The following is a 16,861-nucleotide window of genomic DNA, read 5'->3' on the forward strand; positions in this document are numbered from 1 at the left end:
GAGGGGCGCGGGTCGCCCCGCCGCGCTCGGGGTCGAAACCGCTCGGGACCGTCGTCGGTCCCCACAGGGGAGGGCTGGGGCGCGATGCATGCTGTGCCCTCGCTCGCTGACGACCCGACGTGGTTCCTGCCGTTCGGGATCATCGGGATGGTCTCCTGGGGCTTCTGGCTGGTCCGCAAGCTCCTGTCCGCGACCGCCCGGCCCACCGTGAACGACTACCGCACCACGACCACGGTGGTGGTGCCGTCGTACCACGAGGACCCCGCCGTCCTCGTGCGCTGCCTCGGCACCTGGCTGCGGCAGGACCCCTCGCGGGTCATCATCGTGCTGGACGTGGCCGACACCGAGGCGCAGGAGCGGATCGAGGCGATCGGCGACCCGCGGGTCGAGGTCGTGATGTTCCAGCACCGGGGCAAGCGCTCCGCGCTCGGCTGCGGCATGCGGATGGTCGACACCGACCTGGTGATCTTCGTCGACTCCGACACGGTGTGGGACGACGGGATGCACGACGCCATCCAGATGCCGTTCCTGGACCCCGTGGTCGGCGCCGTGAGCACCCGGCAGAACGTCTACCTGCCCAAGACCAGCATCTGGCGCCGCGTCGCCGACTGGATCATCGACCTGCGCTACTACGACTACGCGCCCGCCATGGGCCGCTTCGGCGGCGTCATCTGCGCCTCCGGGCGCACGAGCGCTTACCGCTGGTCGGTGATCAAGGACCGGATCGAGGACCTCGAGCACGAGGTCTTCTTCGGCCGCGAGTGCGTGGCCGGGGACGACGGCCGGCTGACGTGGCTGGTGCTCTCGCAGGGCTTCCGGGTCGCCCACCAGGACAGCGCCCGGGCGCTGTCGATGTTCCCCGACACGTTCCGCGCCTTCGTCAAGCAGCGCGTGCGGTGGAGCCGCAACTCCTACCGGTGCTACCTCACGGCGATCCGCAACGGCTGGATCTTCAAGGTCCCGATCATCTCGCAGATCACCGTCATGCAGATCCTGCTGACCCCCCTCAGCAGCACGCTGGCCGTCGCGTACGTCGTCGTCGCCGTCGACTGGGGCAGCAACTGGACGGCGCTCGGGGTCGCCGTCGTGTGGCTGTTCGTCGGCCGCGGCATCCGCGGCCTCTCCCACCTGTGGCGCCGGCCGGAGGACCTCTGGATCCTGCCGTTGATCACGCTCGTCGTCCTCTTCATCGCCGGCCCCATCAAGCTCTACGCCTTCTGCACGATGAACAAGCAGGGCTGGCTGACCCGGTCGGCCGACAGCATCGGCGGCGAGGGCCAGAGCGAGGCCAGCCTGTCGAGGGAGCCGGTCGGGGAGCAGGTCGGCGAGTCGGTGGCCGTCCCGTGACCGGGCAGGACACGGTGCTTTTCACCGACGACGAGCGCGGTGACACCGTCCCGCGGTGGGTCCGCCACGTCATCCGGTTCGTCGCCCTCGCGCTGCTGCTCTCCCTCGCCGCGGCCATCGCGCTGGCGCGGCAGCAGATGGCGCCCGCGGACCGGGCCCCCGTCGCCTCGACGCCCCGGGTCGACGCCCCGGTCGACCTCGGCCACGAGGCCGACCTGCTCGGCCGGGAGGACGCCCGGCTCCGCGCGATCAGCATCGGCCGGACGGACCTCGTGCACTGGGTCGACGGGACCCTCGTGCTCGGCACCCGGCGGGCGCCGTACGGCGTGCAGGACCTGGTCGACCGCGGCGCGATGGTGCGCACCTCGCCCACCGGGTTGATGCTCGTGCGTCCGGTCGTCGCGCGCCGCGGCGCGCACCTCGTCCTGCACGCGCCCGGGACCACGCTGCGGATGGTCAGCGGTCACGACCGCTTCACCAGCCTGGTCGCGTGGGGCGGCTCCATCGCGTTGTCCGGGGAGCCCGGCGCGCCACTCACCGTCGAGGGGTGGGACGCGCGCGGCAGGGCGGCCGACGACGAGACCGCGGACGGGCGCGCCTACGTGCTGGTCAAGGACGGCACGCTGCGGGTCGACCGGGTGCGCGTGGACCACCTGGGCTTCTGGAGTGGACGCACGGCCGGGCTCGCGCTGACCGGCACCGCCGAGACCGTGGCCTCGGGTCGCCTGACGCACGTGCGCGCGGGTGACGTGCACATGGGCTTCTACGCCTCGGGGTCGCACCACCTGGTGGTGCGCGACCTCGACGTGGTGCGGCCCGAGCGCCACGGCGTCGAGATCACCAACCGCTCGGCGTCCGCCGTGCTGCGGGGCGTCACGGTGACCCGCCCCGGGGAGGACGGCGTCAGCGTCTCGAACGGGACCTCCGACGTGACCCTCGTCGGGCTGACCGTGCGCCGCTCGGGGGAGTACGGCCTGCGCGTGGACGGGTCCCCGCTCGCCGACGGCCCGAACTCCGCCGGCTACGCGATCGGCAACTACGGCGGCCTGCGCGTGATCCGGGCACGCCTGGCCGGGAACGCCTGGGGCGCGGCCCTGGTGCGGTCGATGGACCGCGTCAGCCTGCAGGGCAGCACGCTCACGGGCGCCCGCTCCGCACTGGTCGTCGAGGGCGCGTCCCGCGGGCTCGACGTGCGCGACTCCACCCTCGACTCCCGCGAGCGGTCGGGCCTCGTGCTCACCGGGGGCGTCCGGGGTGCCCGGCTCACCGGCTCCACGGTCACCGGGGCCTCCGTGGCGGTCGACGTCACCGACAGCACGCTCGCGCTCGACGACAACGCCATCACGGTCGGCACCGGGCACGGCGTGCAGGCGTCGGGCCGGCACACCGAGGTGGTCCTGGGCGCCAACACCATCGACGGGCGTGGCTCCGGCGCGGTCGACGTCCGCGACGGTGCCACGATCACCGCGGACGAGCAGCCCGGCGGCTCGTGGACCTACCGCCCCACCGCCTTCCTGTGGGCCGAGGCCCACTCCGCCGCGCTCCCCATGCTCGGCGTGCTGGTCCTGCCCCTGCTCGGCCTGGCCTTCGTGCTGCGCCGCCGGCGCCAGCAGGGCGAGCTGCGCCGGCTCTTCGAGCAGGCGCTGGTCTCCCAGGGCCGGGTCGCCATCGCGTCGTACGACGCCGCGGCGGGCAGCGCGCCCGGCGCCGAGCCCGCCCCGGCCCCGGCAGCGCGACCGGCGCCCCTGCCGGCACAGCCGGGCGGCGAACCGCGACCCGGCGTGCTCGCGGGCCGCCACTTCGCCGACGCCCGCGCGTTCGCGGTGGCGGCGGCCACCGAGGCCGGCTACTCGCCCGCCCAGGTGGCGCGTGCCCTGCGGCTGCCCACCTCGCGGGTGTCGGAGTGGCTCGAGGAGCCGGCCGACGTTGACCGGGAGCTCGCGGACGCGGTCACCTGAGACACACCGGGGCGTGGCGGCCCCGACCGTCAACTAACCTTCCCGTGATGCCTGCCGATGCCCCCGTGAACGTTCCGGCCCTGATCGACTCCGTCGTGGAGAAGTACGACGCGGAGCTGGTCGAGCTGCGCCGCGACCTGCACGCGCACCCCGAGCTGTCCTGGGCCGAGACCCGCACGACCGCGCTCGTGGCCGACCGGCTCGAGGAGGCCGGCTGGCGGGTGACCCGGCTCCCGCAGACCGGCGTCGTCGCGGAGATCGGGGAGGGTCCCCGCGTGGTCGCGCTCCGGGCCGACCTCGACGCCCTCCCGGTCGACGACGCCACCGACGACCCCTGGCGCAGCACCGTCCCGGGCGTCGCCCACGCCTGTGGCCACGACGTCCACACCTCCGCCCTGGTCGGCGCCGCGCTGGCCCTGTCCGAGGTCCACGCCCGGGGGCTGCTCCCCGGGCGGGTGCGGCTGCTCTTCCAGCCCGCCGAGGAGGTCATGCCCGGCGGTGCCCTGCACCTGATGAGCCTGGGCGCCCTCGACGACGTCGAGCGCGTCTTCGCCCTGCACTGCGACCCCGGCGTCGAGCTCGGCCAGGTCGGTCTCCGGCTGGGCCCCCTCACGAGCGCCGCCGACCGCCTCGAGGTGCGCCTCGAGGGGACCGGCGGGCACACGTCGCGGCCGCACCTCACCGGCGACCTGACCTTCGCGCTGGCCAAGGTCATCACCGAGCTGCCCGCCATGCTCTCGCGCCGCCTCGACCCCCGCTCGGGCGTCAGCCTCGTGTGGGGCATCGTCACGGCCGGCGCGGCCGCCAACGTCATCCCCGACCGCGGCCTGGTCGCCGGCACGGTGCGGATCCTCGACGCGGTGGTCTGGGCCGAGTGCGAATCGCTGGTCCGCGAGCTGGTCCACGACATCGTGCGCCCCTACGGCGTGGTCGCGCACGTCGACTACCAGCAGGGCGTCCCGCCGGTGGTCAACGAGATGCTCGCCCACCAGGTCTTCTCCCAGGCCGTCCACGACGTGCTGGGGGAGGAGGGCCACGTGATCGCGCACCAGAGCCTGGGCGGCGAGGACTTCGGCTGGTACCTCGACCAGGTGCCCGGGGCGATGGCCCGGCTCGGCACCCGCACGCCCGGCGGGCCGTCGTACGACCTCCACCAGGGCAACCTCCGGGTCGACGAGCGGGCCACCGGCATCGGCGCGAAGGTGCTGGCAGGTGCCGCCGTCCATGCGTTGGTCACTGACAGGTAACGGTTCGGGTTTCGTCACCTTTTGCCCATACAGGTGCCGAGCACGGCCATTAGGGTGACTCGGCGTGCGTCGGGAACGGCTGGCGCACCATCACCCACATTTCAGGAGGCCGCCGTGAAGCACACGGCACGCACCGCCGCGATGGTTGGCATCGCTGCACTTGTTCTTGCCGGTTGTGGCAGCCGTCCCTCGGACAGCGCCAGCGACAGCCCCAGTGCTTCGCCGACGGAGTCGACCAGCAGCTCCGCCCCGGCCGAGAGCCACCCCGACTTCAAGGCTTGCGAGGTCTCCGACTCGGGCGGCTTCGACGACAAGTCGTTCAACCAGACCTCGCTCAAGGGCCTGACGGACGCCAAGACCGACCTCGGCGTGCAGACCGCGCAGGTCGAGTCCAACTCCGACTCCGAGTACGCCGACAACATCGACGCGCTCGTCAAGCAGGGCTGCAACTCCATCACCACCGTCGGCTTCCTGCTCGGTGACGCCACCGAGGCGGCCGCCAAGGCCAACCCGAAGGTCGACTTCTCGATCGTCGACTACGGCTACGCCAAGCCCGCCAAGAACCTCAAGGGCCTGACGTTCAACACCGCCGAGCCCTCCTTCCTCGCCGGCTACCTCGCCGCGTCGCAGTCCAAGTCCGGCATCGTCGGCACCTTCGGTGGCCTCAACATCCCCACCGTCTCCATCTTCATGGAGGGCTTCCGCCAGGGCATCGAGAAGTACAACGCCGACAACGGCGCGGACGTCAAGCTGCTCGGCTGGAACGGCAAGGACGGCTCGTTCCTCAACACCTTCGACGACAAGTCCAAGGGCCAGTCGGTCGCCGAGGGCATGATCCAGCAGGGCGCTGACATCATCTTCCCGGTCGCCGGTCCCGCCGGCCTCGGTGGTCTCCAGGCCGCCAAGGACAAGGGCATCCACGCGATCTGGGTCGACACCGACGGCTGCGTCTCGGCCGCCGAGTACTGCGACGTGCTCCTGACCTCGGTCATGAAGGGCATGGACGTCGCCGTCGAGCAGGCCATCAAGGACGCCGTGGACGGCACCTTCTCCAACGAGGTCTTCGTCGGCACGCTGGCCAACGGTGGTGTGGGCCTGGCCCCCTACCACGACGCCGACTCGCTGATCGACGACAGCACCAAGAGCGCGATCGAGGACCTCAAGCAGCAGATCATCGACGGTTCGCTGAAGGTCGGCTGACCCTCACCCGATCACACACGCTGAGAGCCGGGTCGGTAAGTTACCGACCCGGCTTTCCGCGTCTAGGCTCATCGAGAGCACACCGGGGCGGCGAGCCACCCCACCACCGTTCAAAGGAGAGCGATGAAGCTGGAGATCCGGGGGCTGACGAAGAGGTTCGGGTCCTTCACTGCGAATGACCACATCGACCTCACGATCGAACCGGGGGAGATCCACTGCCTGCTCGGGGAGAACGGCGCAGGCAAGTCCACCCTCATGAACATGCTCTACGGGCTCCTCGAGCCGACCGAGGGTGAGCTGCTGATCGACGGCGAGCCGGTGAGCTTCAGCTCGCCGGGCGACGCCATCGCCGCCGGCATCGGGATGGTCCACCAGCACTTCATGCTGATCCCCGTCTTCACCGTCGCCGAGAACGTCATGCTCGGCCGCGAGCAGACGCGCGGCCTGGGGTTCCTCAACCGCAAGGCCGCCGCCTCGCTGGTCAGTGACCTCTCCTCGACCTACCGCCTCGCCGTCGACCCCGACGTCCTCGTGGAGGACATCCCGGTCGGCGTGCAGCAGCGCGTGGAGATCATCAAGGCGCTGGCCAACCACGCGAAGGTGCTGATCCTCGACGAGCCGACCGCGGTGCTGACGCCGCAGGAGATCGACGAGCTGATGGGCATCATGCGCGAGCTCAAGGCGCAGGGCACCTCGATCATCTTCATCACCCACAAGCTCCGCGAGGTCAAGGCCATCGGCGACCGGATCAGCGTGATCCGGCGCGGCAAGGTCGTCGGCACCGCCGACCCCAGCGCCTCCGAGGCCGAGCTCGCCGAGATGATGGTGGGCCGCTCGGTGAAGCTGACCGTCGACAAGGCCGCGGCCGAGCCCGGCGAGTCGGTCTTCCAGGTCAAGAACGTCACCGTCGTCGACCCCCGCGGCGTGCAGGTCGTCAAGGACGTCTCCTTCGAGGCCCGCGCCGGTGAGGTCCTCGGCATCGCCGGGGTCCAGGGCAACGGCCAGACCGAGCTGATCAAGTCACTGCTCGGCCTGATGAAGCCCGACGCCGGTGAGATCACCCTCGAGGGCAAGGACATCCGCAAGCACGGCCCGCGCGAGAGCCTCGAGGACGGCATCGGCTACATCCCCGAGGACCGCTCGCACGACGGCTACGTCGGCGCGTTCAGCGTCCGCGAGAACCTCGTCCTCGACCTCTACCGCAACGACGAGTTCTCCCGCGGGCTCGCCCTCAAGCTCGACGCGCTCGAGGCCAACGCGGCCGCGCGCATCGAGGAGTTCGACATCCGCACGGAGTCGATGGAGTCCTCGGTCAGCTCGCTGTCCGGCGGCAACCAGCAGAAGGTCGTCGTGGCGCGGGAGTTCTCCCGCCCGCTGAAGGTCCTGATCGCCTCCCAGCCGACGCGTGGCGTCGACGTGGGCTCGATCGAGTTCATCCACAAGCGCATCATCGCCGCGCGCGACAACGGCACCGCCGTGATCATCGTGTCGACCGAGCTCGACGAGATCTTCGCGCTCTCCGACCGGATCGCGGTGATGTACGACGGCCGCATCGTCGGCACCGTCAGCCCCGACATCGCCCGCGAGGACATCGGCCTGATGATGGCCGGCGCCCACGGCCCGGCCGAGGCCGAGGAGGTTTCCGCATGACCACCGACACGACCACCCCCGAGCCGGCCCAGGCCCCGGAGCAGCGGAAGGCGCCCGCCAAGCGGCCGCCGCTGGCTGCCGCCGACTGGCTGCCCTCGGTCCGGACGACGCTCGCCGCGATCGCGCTGGCCCTGGTGATCGGCGCGGTGCTGATCGCCTTCTCCAACGAGGCCGTCATCAAGTCGCTGCCCTACTTCTTCTCCTACCCGTGGGACTTCTTCCGCGAGGCGGGCTCGGCCGTCGGCAACTCCTACTGGGCGCTGCTGACCGGCTCGGTCGGCTCCGGCCACGCCATCGGCATCACGCTGGTCCGCTCGGCGCCGCTGATCTGCGCCGGCCTCGGCGTCACGCTGGCCTTCCGGGCCGGCCTGTTCAACATCGGTGCCCAGGGCCAGCTGCTGCTCGGTGCCCTCGCGGCCGGCTACGTCGGCTTCACGTGGCACCTGCCGCCGGGCATCCACCTGCTCGTCGCCCTGCTCGCCGGCGTCGCGGGCGGTGCCCTGTGGGGCGCCATCGCGGGTGTCCTCAAGGCCCGCACCGGCGCCCACGAGGTGATCACCACGATCATGCTCAACTACCTCGCGTCGGCCCTGCTGATCTACTGCCTGGGCAAGAACGCCTTCCAGCGTCCGGGCAGCGACAACACCCAGTCGCCGCCGGTCTTCGACTCCGCGACCTTCCCGACCGTCGGCAACCTCCACCTCGGCGTGATCGTGGCCTTCCTCGCCGCGGGCCTCGTGTGGTGGCTGCTCAACCGCTCGACGCTCGGCTTCGAGATGCGTGCCGTGGGCGCCAACCCCGACGCGTCGCGCACCGCCGGCATGAACGTCCCGGCCGTCTACACGACCGCGATGGTCATCGCGGGTGGCCTCGCCGGCCTCGCCGCGACGATGGGCATCCTGGGGCACCACGACTCGCTGAGCCCGACGATGGCCGGCACCATCGGCTTCGACGCGATCACCGTCGCGCTGCTGGGCCGGGCCACGCCGCTCGGCACCGTGCTCGCGGGCCTGCTGTTCGGCGCGCTGAGCGTCGGCGGCGTCGCCATGCAGGCCAGTGCCGCGTCCACGCCCAAGGAGCTCACCCAGGTGCTCCAGGCGCTGATCGTCCTCTTCGTCGCCGCTCCCGCCCTCGTGCAGGGGATGCTGCGGATGAAGGACACCGACTCCAACAAGACCGTGATGGCGAAGGGATGGGGCGGATGAGCGCCGCAGTCGTGACCGAGCAGGACAGCCCACGCGAGGTCGACGTCGTCGACGTCCGCGACCGGGCCGACGTCCGGCGCCAGGTCAAGCTCGTCGTGGTCTTCGCGATCGTGGCCGCGCTGCTGCTGTGGTTCGCGCTCGACATCAACGACCCGACGGTCAAGTACATCACCGGCGAGCGGGTCACCGCCGACGACCGGGGCACCGAGCTCAACGGCCTCAACCTCGTGTGGGGCTGCCTGGGCATCTCGGTGATCGCGCTGCTGCTGGCCGCCGTCAACCGGATCCCCCGTGGGATCCTCGGGACCCTCATCTCGATCCTGGTCGGCATCGCCTTCTTCGTGGGCTTCATCGTCTGGTCCTACGCCGACCAGACGACGCTGGTCATCGCCAACCCGCTGCCCGGCACGGTCAAGCTCGCCACGCCCCTGGTGTTCGGCGCCCTGGCCGGCTGCCTGTGCGAGCGCGCCGGCGTCATCAACATCGCCATCGAGGGCCAGTTCCTCACCGGCGCGTTCTTCGCCTCGGTCTTCTCCAGCATGTTCTACAGCGCCGAGATGGGCCTGGTCGGCGGCATTCTCGCCGGCGTCGCCATCGCCTCGCTGCTGGCCGTCTTCGCGATGCGCTACCACGTCAACCAGGTCGTGCTGGGTGTCGTGCTGATCGCACTGTCGACCGGTCTGACGAGCTTCCTGCTCAGCCAGATCCCCGACGACCCGAAGATCAAGGGCTACCTCAACGAGCCGCTGATCCTCGCGCCGATGCCGGACGCCAACATGCCGATCCTGTCGCCGGTCGCCGAGACGCTGACCAAGATCCCTGTCCTCGGCCCGACGCTGTTCAACCAGACGCTGCTGGTCTACATCATGTACGTCTCGGTCGTCTTCGTGACCGTGCTGATGTTCCAGACCAAGTGGGGCCTGCGGGTCCGCTCGGTCGGCGAGCACCCCAAGGCCGCCGACACCGTCGGCATCAAGGTCAACCGGGTGCGCTGGCAGGCCGTCCTCCTGGGCGGCGTGTTCGCCGGCCTCGGCGGCGCGTGGTTCACCGTCGGCTCGACCGGGTCGTTCGACCAGGACGCCTCGGCCGGCAACGGCTTCATCGCGCTGGCCGCGGTGATCATGGGCCGCTGGCACCCCGTGTGGGCGTCGCTGTCCGCGCTGTTCTTCGGCTTCATGTGGACGCTGCAGAGCCAGCTGGCCTTCCTCGGGAAGATGCCGCCGGAGCTGCTGCGTGCCTCCCCGTACCTCGCCACGATCATCGCGGTCGCCGGTTTCGTCGGTCGGGTCCGCCCGCCGGCCGCCGACGGCGAGCCCTACACCAAGAGCTGACGGCGTGCCGGACACGGGGCCCGCGGTCGGCGGCGTCGACTGGGACGAGCTCAAGGCCGCGGCCGTGGAGGTCGCCGCCCGCGCCTATGCGCCCTACAGCAAGTTCCACGTCGGCGCCGCGGCGCTGGCCGACGACGGGCGCCTGCTGGTCGGCTGCAACGTCGAGAACGCGGCGTACGGCGTCGTGCTGTGCGCGGAGTGCGGGGTCGTCTCGCAGCTGCACGCGACCGGCGGCGGCAGGTTGACGCACTTCGTGTGCGTCAACGGCGCCGGTGACGTGATCATGCCGTGCGGCCGCTGCCGCCAGCTGCTGTTCGAGCAGGGCGGGCGTGACCTGCTGCTGCTGACCGTGTCGGGCGTGCGCCGGATGGACGAGGTCCTCCCCGACGCGTTCGGGCCCGACGACCTGACCTGAACCACCTTCGAGAGGGAACCATGCCGCAGCACGACGCCGTCGAGGTGATCCTGGCCAAGCGTGACCGGGCCGAGCTGAGCGACAGCCAGATCGACTGGGTGATCGACGCCTACACGCGCGGTGCCGTCGACGACGCGCAGATGTCCGCGCTCGCGATGGCCATCCTGCTCAACGGGATGAACCGTCGCGAGATCTCGCGCTGGACCGACGCGATGATCGCCTCGGGGGAGCGGATGGACTTCTCGACCCTGTCCCGCCCGACCGCCGACAAGCACTCCACCGGCGGCGTGGGGGACAAGATCACCCTGCCGCTGGCGCCGCTCGTCGCCGCGTGCGGCGTGGCGGTCCCGCAGCTGTCGGGCCGCGGCCTGGGCCACACCGGCGGCACCCTCGACAAGCTCGAGTCGATCCCGGGCTGGCGCGCGCTGCTGTCCAACGACGAGATGTTCGCCCAGCTCGAGTCCGTCGGGGCGGTCATCTGTGCCGCCGGCGACGGCCTCGCCCCCGCGGACAAGAAGCTCTACGCCCTGCGGGACGTGACCGGCACCGTCGAGGCGATCCCGCTGATCGCCTCCTCGATCATGTCCAAGAAGATCGCCGAGGGCACGGGCTCGCTGGTGCTCGACGTCAAGGTCGGGACCGGCGCGTTCATGAAGGACGTCGACCGGGCCCGCGAGCTGGCCTCGACCATGGTCTCGCTCGGCCAGGACGCCGGGCTGCGCACCGTCGCGCTGCTCACCGACATGTCCACCCCGCTCGGCCACACCGCCGGCAACGCGATCGAGGTCGCCGAGTCGGTCGAGGTCCTCGCCGGTGGCGGCCCGGCCGACGTCGTCGAGCTGACCCTGGCCCTGGCCCGCGAGATGCTCGCCGGTGCCGGCGTGACCGACGTCGACCCGGCCGAGGTGCTCGCCTCCGGCCGCGCCATGGACTCCTGGAAGGCGATGATCCGCGCCCAGGACGGCGACCCCGACGCGCCCATGGCGACCGCGCGCGAGTCGCACGTCGTGGCCGCGCCGGCCTCCGGGGTGCTGACCCGTCTCGACGCGATGGCCGTCGGCATGGCCGCCTGGCGCCTCGGCGCCGGCCGCGCCAAGGCGGGCGACGCCGTGCAGGACGGTGCGGGTGTCATCTGGCACGCGCGCCCCGGCGACGACGTCACCGAGGGCGCGCCGCTGTTCACGCTGCTCACCGACGAGCCGGAGCGCTTCGAGCGGGCCCTGGCCTCGCTCGACGGCGGCTACGACATCTCGCCCGCGGGATCGACGTACACCGCCGACCCGCTGGTCATCGACCGGATCGTCTGACGCTTCACCATGTGAAGGTGCCACACATTCGTCGCCGTTTCGCCGGTCGGCGATCTAGAGTGAGCGCATGAGCGGAGGGCACGACGGATCGAGCGCGTCCTTGGGCGCCCTCCCTCCGGGGACCCATCTCTGCGCCTTCCACCGCGACCCCGGGGAGCTGACCAGGATCGCCGCGACGTTCGTGGGGCAGGGCCTCTCCGCCGGCGACCGGCTGCTCTACGTCACGACCGACGACGGAGCCCGAGCGTTGTTGGACGAGCTCCGGGACCAGCTGGCCGCTCACGACGCCGTCGCCTCCGGGCAGCTGCGGATCACGTCCTTCGCCGAGGCCTACGGCACCCGTCGGCCCGACGACCTCGACGCGGTCGCGGACGGCTTCCGGGCTGCCGCCGACCAGGCCCGCAAGGACGGCTTCCCGGGGCTGAGGGTGGCCGCCGAGATGGACGGCCTGGCTCCGCTGCTCGGGTCCTCCGAGGAGGTCCTCAACTGGGAGCGCCTCTGCACGGGTCTGCAGCGCGAGCTGGGCGTGAGCTCGGTGTGCCTCTACGACGCCGGCACCCTCGACGAGGAATACCGGGAGCTGCTCACGCGTGAGCACGCCGGCCTCGCCCCCGAGGTGGCGGAGAGCCCGCTGGCCAGGTTCCTGGCCGTGGACGAGCCCTGGGGCGTCCGGATCAGTGGCGAGGTCGACATCTCCAACGACGAGCTGCTCCACCGGGTGCTCGTGTCGCGCGCGGCCGTCATGCCCCGGATGCACGTCGACCTGCACGGTCTGGCCTTCGCCGACCTCCGCACGGTCTCCCGGCTGCGCTCGGTCGCGGCGAGCCTGCCCGAGAGCGGGTGGCTGGCGCTGCACGGTGTCCCGGCCGTCGTCCGCCGCATCCTGGACGTCGCAGGACTCCACCACGACCGATTGAGGCTGGAGTCATGAGCCCGTCCCCCGCCACGCACACGTCCCTGTTCTACGACGACGCCCAGCAGTACGCCGCCGGGGCCGGCGCGTTCCTCCGCGAGGGGCTCGGCAAGGGGCACCGTGGCCTGGTCATGGCGCCCCCGCGTCGCGTCGACGCCCTGCGGGCCGTCCTGGGTCGCGACGCCGATGAGGTCACCTTCGTCGAGGACACCGTCGCCTACGCGCCCCAGTGGAACGCCTACCGCGTCCTGATCGACTTCGCGGCCGATGCGCCCGGTGTCCGGTCGTCGGTGATCGCCGAGCAGACGCTGGTCGAGCGGACCCCGGCCGAGGTGCTCGACTACCGACGGCTCGAGGCGGCCGTCAACGTCGTCTTCGCCGAGCACGACGTCGACCTGCTCTGCCCCTACGACGCGGGCTCGCTCCCGCCCCACCTGCTCGAGATCGGCTGGCGCACCCACGGCGCCGTGCGCGCCGGGCACGACCTGGAGCCCAACGCCACCTTCGACGATCCGCGTGACCTGCTGGCCGACCTGGCCAGGGTCGTCCCACCGCCCCGGGGGGCCACGACGCTCGACTGCGCCTCCCGCGCCGACGTCGCCGCTGCGCGACGGCTGGTCCACGCGCGTGGCACTGCGTCCGGCCTCGACTCCACGGTGGTCGACGACGTGGCGCTGGCCGTGACCGAGGTGCTGACCAACGCCCTGCTGCACGGCGCACCACCCGTCCGGCTGCACATGTACGACGAGGGAGCCACCTGGGTCTGCCACGTCCACGACCGCGGCCGCGGGCCGCTCGACCCGCTCACGGGCGTGCTGCCACCGGCCGAGCCCTCGGACCACGGCTACGGGCTGTGGCTGGCGCGGCAGCTCTGCACCGCCGTCGACGTCGGCAACGACCGCACCGGCACCCACGTCCGGCTCCACACCCGACGGTGAAGCGTCGTCACGGCAGCAGCAGGACGACGCTCTCCGCGACGCAGGCCGGCTTGGACTCGCCATCGATCTCGATGACGTGCTTGAGGGTGAGCTGCTTGCCGGCGGGCAGGTCGGTGACCTCGCCGACGGTGATGGTGCTGCGGATCCGCGAGCCGACCTTGACGGGGTTGGGGAAGCGGACCTTGTTGACGCCGTAGTTGAGCTTGGCGCCGGGGGTCTCCAGGGAGAAGACGGTGCTGCCGAGCCACGGGACGAGCGAGAGGGTGAGGTAGCCGTGGGCGATCGTGCCGCCGAACGGGCCGTCCTTCGCGCGCTCCACGTCGACGTGGATCCACTGGTGGTCGCCGGTGGCCTCGGCGAACTGGTCGACGCGCTCCTGGTCGATCGTCACCCACTCGGAGGTGCCGAGCTCCTCGCCGGTCGCGGCCGCGACCTCGTCCAGGGTGGTGAACACGCGCATGGTGACTCCGTCTCTTTCGGTCAGCCGGCGGGCCTCGATGGAAGGATGAGGCCATGAACGCCTCCACGACGGAACCTACCGTCCCCACCCGTGACCAGGTCCTGCGGGCGCCGAAGGTGCTGCTGCACGACCACCTCGACGGGGGGCTCCGCCCCGCGACCGTCCTCGAGCTCGCCGCGGAGATCGGCCACGAGCTCCCGGCGGCCGACGCGGACTCGCTGGGCCGGTGGTTCCAGGAGGCGAGCGACTCGGGCTCCCTGGAGCGCTACCTCGAGACCTTCGACCACACCGTGGCGGTCATGCAGAACGGCCCGGCCATCACCCGCGTGGCCCGTGAGTGCGTCGAGGACCTCGTCGCCGACGGCGTCGTGTACGCCGAGGTGCGCTACGCCCCCGAGCAGCACGTCGAGCAGGGGCTGACCCTCGACGAGGTCGTGGCGGCCGTCCAGCAGGGCTTCGACGAGGGCACGGCCGCCGCCGGTGGCCGGATCGTCGTACGCCAGCTGCTGACCGCGATGCGCCACCAGGCCCGGTCCATGGAGATCGCCGAGCTGGCCGTGGCGTGGCGCGACCGCGGCGTCGCGGGATTCGACATCGCGGGCGCGGAGGCCGGCTACCCTCCCACCCGCCACCTCGACGCCTTCGAGTACCTCCAGCGCGAGAACTCCCACTTCACCATCCACGCCGGCGAGGCCTTCGGCCTGCCGTCGATCTGGCAGGCGATCCAGTGGTGCGGTGCCGACCGGCTCGGCCACGGCGTGCGGATCATCGACGACATCAAGGTGGCCGAGGACGGGACCGTCGAGCTGGGCCGGCTGGCGGCCTACGTCCGCGACCAGCGGATCCCGCTCGAGATGTGCCCCGCCTCCAACATCCAGACGGGCGCCGCGACCTCGATCGCCGAGCACCCGATCGGGTTGCTGACGCGGCTGCGCTTCCGGGTCACCGTCAACACCGACAACCGGTTGATGAGCCAGACCTCGATGACCGACGAGATGTGGTCGCTGGTCGAGGCGTTCGGCTACACCCTGGACGACCTGCGCTGGTTCACCATCAACGCCATGAAGTCGGCCTTCCTGCCCTTCGACGAACGGCTCGCGATCATCGACGAGGTCGTCAAGCCCGGCTACGCGGCGTTGTCGGCGTTGTCGGCGTCATGACCCTCCACCACGGGCCCGGCTACCTCACGCTGGCCTCCGCCGTCGTCGCGCTGGTGCTGGGGCTCGGGTTCGTGGTGCGGGGCTTCCTCCAGCGACGGGCCGCGACGGCCTTCGTGGACCGGGCCGTGGCGACGACGGCCGTGGTGACCGCCGTGCACCCCAAGGACGTCGCCGTCGCGGGGGAGCCGCTGACGATTACTTCACCGAGGTCCGCTTCACCGTGGACGGCCAGGAGATCGAGACCGACACCATCACCGGCATCGAGCCGCCGACCCCGCGGGTCGACGACGAGGTGACGGTCCGCTACGACCCGAGGCGGCCGCGTCGCGTCGAGCTCGCCGACGTGGAGGGGGAGGCGCACGGCGCCGGCCTCACGTCGTTCGCGATCGCGCGGGTCCTGCTCGCCCTCGCCCTGCTCCTGCCGGCGGCATGGGGCGTGCTGACCCTCGTGGTGTTCACGGGCTGACGACCCACCAGGCCCGGTCCCAGCCGGCCAGCCCCAGCCGGTGGGTCGCGAAGGCAGCGCGGTCCACGTCGACGATCGCCCCGGCGGCCGGCTCGTAGCAGCGCAGCCGTGCCTGGACCTCGCCCAGGACGAGCACCACGTGCCGCGGCAGCCAGGCGTTGCCGACGTACAGCGCGGCCGGGCGGTGGCCGGAGGTGGCGGCGACCAGGTCGTCGTACACCTCGGCTCCGGAGGTCCGGACCTGGTGGACCTCGTAGCGGACGGCCGGGAGGCCGGGTCCCGACGTGGCCGACAACTGGTGGGCCACCGCCCACGGCGGCGTCCCGATCGCGCGCGGCCACGGCAGCTGGAGGTGGCCGGCCGCGTCCACCACCCCGGTCACGCGCTCGTGCATCCCGAGCACCTCGTAGCGGAACCGGCTGGCCACAGTGCCGGGCAGCGCGAAGCCGGTGCCGGGATGGCGCCCGGTGGACACCAGCTCGGCGTACGCCGGGTCGAGGAGCATCCGCGCCACGACCAGCACGGAGGCGCCGCACGAGCGCTGGTCCGGCTGCGCCAGGCGCTCCCGGAACAGCTCCGCGCCGGCGTCGGTCACCGGGTCACCAGGGGACGTCGGTCGCCGCGAGGTCGCGCAGGGCGTGGTAGGCCTCGTCGGGGGTGACGGCGACGCAGCCGCGCTCGACCGCACCCGCCACCACCCGCCGCTGGTCGGCCAGCAGCGCCAGGCCGCGGCGGACGAGCACGAGCGGCGGCTTGCGGTGCTCGCGCAGGTCGCGGGTCAGCCGCCGCCAGAACGTCACGACGGGGTGCTGGCGCACGCAGTAGGCCGCGGCGAGCAGCCCGGCGTCGCGGCAGGGCTCGACGACCTCCTGGGCGAAGATCCCCTCGGCCACGAAGAGCTCGTGGCCGTCGAGGTCGAGCTTCTGCCAGCCGCAGCGACCGTCGTGGGCGATGTCGTAGACCGGCACCTCGGCGACGCCGTCGCGGCACAGGTCGGTGATGGCGGCCATCGCGTCCTCCGGCAGCCACGACTCCGGGACGTCCCAGTCGACGAGCCCGGCGTTGGCGCCCTCGGTGATGCGGGGGAGCGTGGGGTCGTCGCCACTCTTGTAGAAGTCGTCGAGGCGCAGCACCGGCAGGCCGATCCGGTGTGCCAGACGGGACTTCCCGGCCCCGGAGGGGCCGGCGAGGACGATCACCCGGGCGCGCACGTGCACATTCTGCCCTGACTGTTGGCAGGTTCCGAGTCCTACCGTCGACCCGT

General features: G+C 71.8%; 15 protein-coding genes and 1 pseudogene. 13 read left to right on the plus strand and 3 right to left on the minus strand.

All coding sequences use genetic code 11. The features are described from left to right. The first annotated feature begins 84 nt into the window (after positions 1-84). The 11 genes from EJF31_RS21030 (at position 85) to EJF31_RS21080 (ending at position 13,511) form a co-directional block, all read left to right on the plus strand. A complete protein-coding gene (locus EJF31_RS21030) occupies positions 85-1,347 on the plus strand; it encodes a glycosyltransferase (RefSeq protein ID WP_125039137.1) in 1,263 nt (420 codons plus the stop codon). After that, a complete protein-coding gene (locus EJF31_RS21035; protein ID WP_125039138.1) occupies positions 1,344-3,305 on the plus strand; it encodes a right-handed parallel beta-helix repeat-containing protein in 1,962 nt (653 codons plus the stop codon). Before EJF31_RS21030 ends, EJF31_RS21035 begins: the two co-directional genes overlap by 4 nt. 47 nt (positions 3,306-3,352) lie before the next feature. Next, entirely contained in the window at positions 3,353-4,552 is a 1,200-nt protein-coding gene (locus EJF31_RS21040; RefSeq protein WP_125039139.1) for an amidohydrolase, read from the plus strand. Between the two features lie 114 nt (positions 4,553-4,666). Beyond that, positions 4,667-5,752 (plus strand): BMP family protein, encoded by a 1,086-nt coding sequence (locus EJF31_RS21045; RefSeq protein WP_260431001.1) that lies wholly within the window; start codon positions 4,667-4,669, stop codon positions 5,750-5,752. 123 nt (positions 5,753-5,875) lie between these two features. Next, positions 5,876-7,402, plus strand: coding sequence for an ABC transporter ATP-binding protein (locus tag EJF31_RS21050; RefSeq protein WP_125039140.1), 1,527 nt, complete (start codon positions 5,876-5,878; stop codon positions 7,400-7,402). Then, complete coding sequence (locus EJF31_RS21055; RefSeq protein ID WP_125039141.1) at positions 7,399-8,607, plus strand: ABC transporter permease; 1,209 nt, start codon at positions 7,399-7,401, stop codon at positions 8,605-8,607. The genes EJF31_RS21050 and EJF31_RS21055 overlap by 4 nt, the downstream gene beginning before the upstream one ends. Next, positions 8,604-9,938 carry an ABC transporter permease gene (locus EJF31_RS21060; protein WP_185736375.1) on the plus strand — a complete coding sequence of 445 codons (1,335 nt, stop codon included), beginning with the start codon at positions 8,604-8,606 and terminating at the stop codon, positions 9,936-9,938. The genes EJF31_RS21055 and EJF31_RS21060 overlap by 4 nt, the downstream gene beginning before the upstream one ends. A 4-nt stretch (positions 9,939-9,942) precedes the next feature. After that, positions 9,943-10,353, plus strand: a complete 411-nt coding sequence (locus EJF31_RS21065; protein WP_125039143.1) for a cytidine deaminase — start codon at positions 9,943-9,945, stop codon at positions 10,351-10,353. A 20-nt stretch (positions 10,354-10,373) separates the two neighbouring features. Beyond that, positions 10,374-11,660, plus strand: a complete 1,287-nt coding sequence (locus tag EJF31_RS21070) for a thymidine phosphorylase (protein ID WP_125039144.1) — start codon at positions 10,374-10,376, stop codon at positions 11,658-11,660. Between the two features lie 67 nt (positions 11,661-11,727). After that, positions 11,728-12,591 (plus strand): MEDS domain-containing protein, encoded by an 864-nt coding sequence (locus EJF31_RS21075; RefSeq protein ID WP_125039145.1) that lies wholly within the window; start codon positions 11,728-11,730, stop codon positions 12,589-12,591. Next, a complete protein-coding gene (locus EJF31_RS21080; RefSeq protein ID WP_125039146.1) occupies positions 12,588-13,511 on the plus strand; it encodes a sensor histidine kinase in 924 nt (307 codons plus the stop codon). The genes EJF31_RS21075 and EJF31_RS21080 overlap by 4 nt, the downstream gene beginning before the upstream one ends. A 7-nt stretch (positions 13,512-13,518) precedes the next feature. Here the strand turns inward: EJF31_RS21080 and EJF31_RS21085 are convergent, their stop codons facing one another. Then, entirely contained in the window at positions 13,519-13,971 is a 453-nt protein-coding gene (locus tag EJF31_RS21085; RefSeq protein WP_125039147.1) for a MaoC family dehydratase, read from the minus strand. Positions 13,972-14,024: 53 nt separating this feature from the next. On the opposite strand from EJF31_RS21085, the gene EJF31_RS21090 reads away from it, so the two are divergent. Both EJF31_RS21090 and EJF31_RS21095 read left to right on the plus strand, forming a co-directional pair. Beyond that, positions 14,025-15,131, plus strand: a complete 1,107-nt coding sequence (locus tag EJF31_RS21090; RefSeq protein ID WP_125039148.1) for an adenosine deaminase — start codon at positions 14,025-14,027, stop codon at positions 15,129-15,131. Between the two features lie 181 nt (positions 15,132-15,312). Beyond that, positions 15,313-15,597, plus strand: a pseudogene (locus EJF31_RS21095) (DUF3592 domain-containing protein); the annotation flags it as partial. Here the strand turns inward: EJF31_RS21095 and EJF31_RS21100 are convergent. Next, on the minus strand, positions 15,587-16,192 hold the full coding sequence (locus EJF31_RS21100; RefSeq protein ID WP_125039150.1) for a hypothetical protein: 606 nt from the start codon (positions 16,190-16,192) through the stop codon (positions 15,587-15,589). The pseudogene EJF31_RS21095 and the gene EJF31_RS21100 sit on opposite strands and share 11 nt — an antisense overlap. A gap of 4 nt (positions 16,193-16,196) precedes the next feature. Then, entirely contained in the window at positions 16,197-16,808 is a 612-nt protein-coding gene (locus EJF31_RS21105; protein WP_125039151.1) for an ATP-binding protein, read from the minus strand. Positions 16,809-16,861: the final 53 nt, after the last annotated feature.

The sequence above is a fragment of the Nocardioides sp. LS1 genome, assembly GCF_003865225.1.
GTDB classification, from domain to species: Bacteria; Actinomycetota; Actinomycetes; order Propionibacteriales; family Nocardioidaceae; genus Nocardioides; species Nocardioides ginsengisegetis.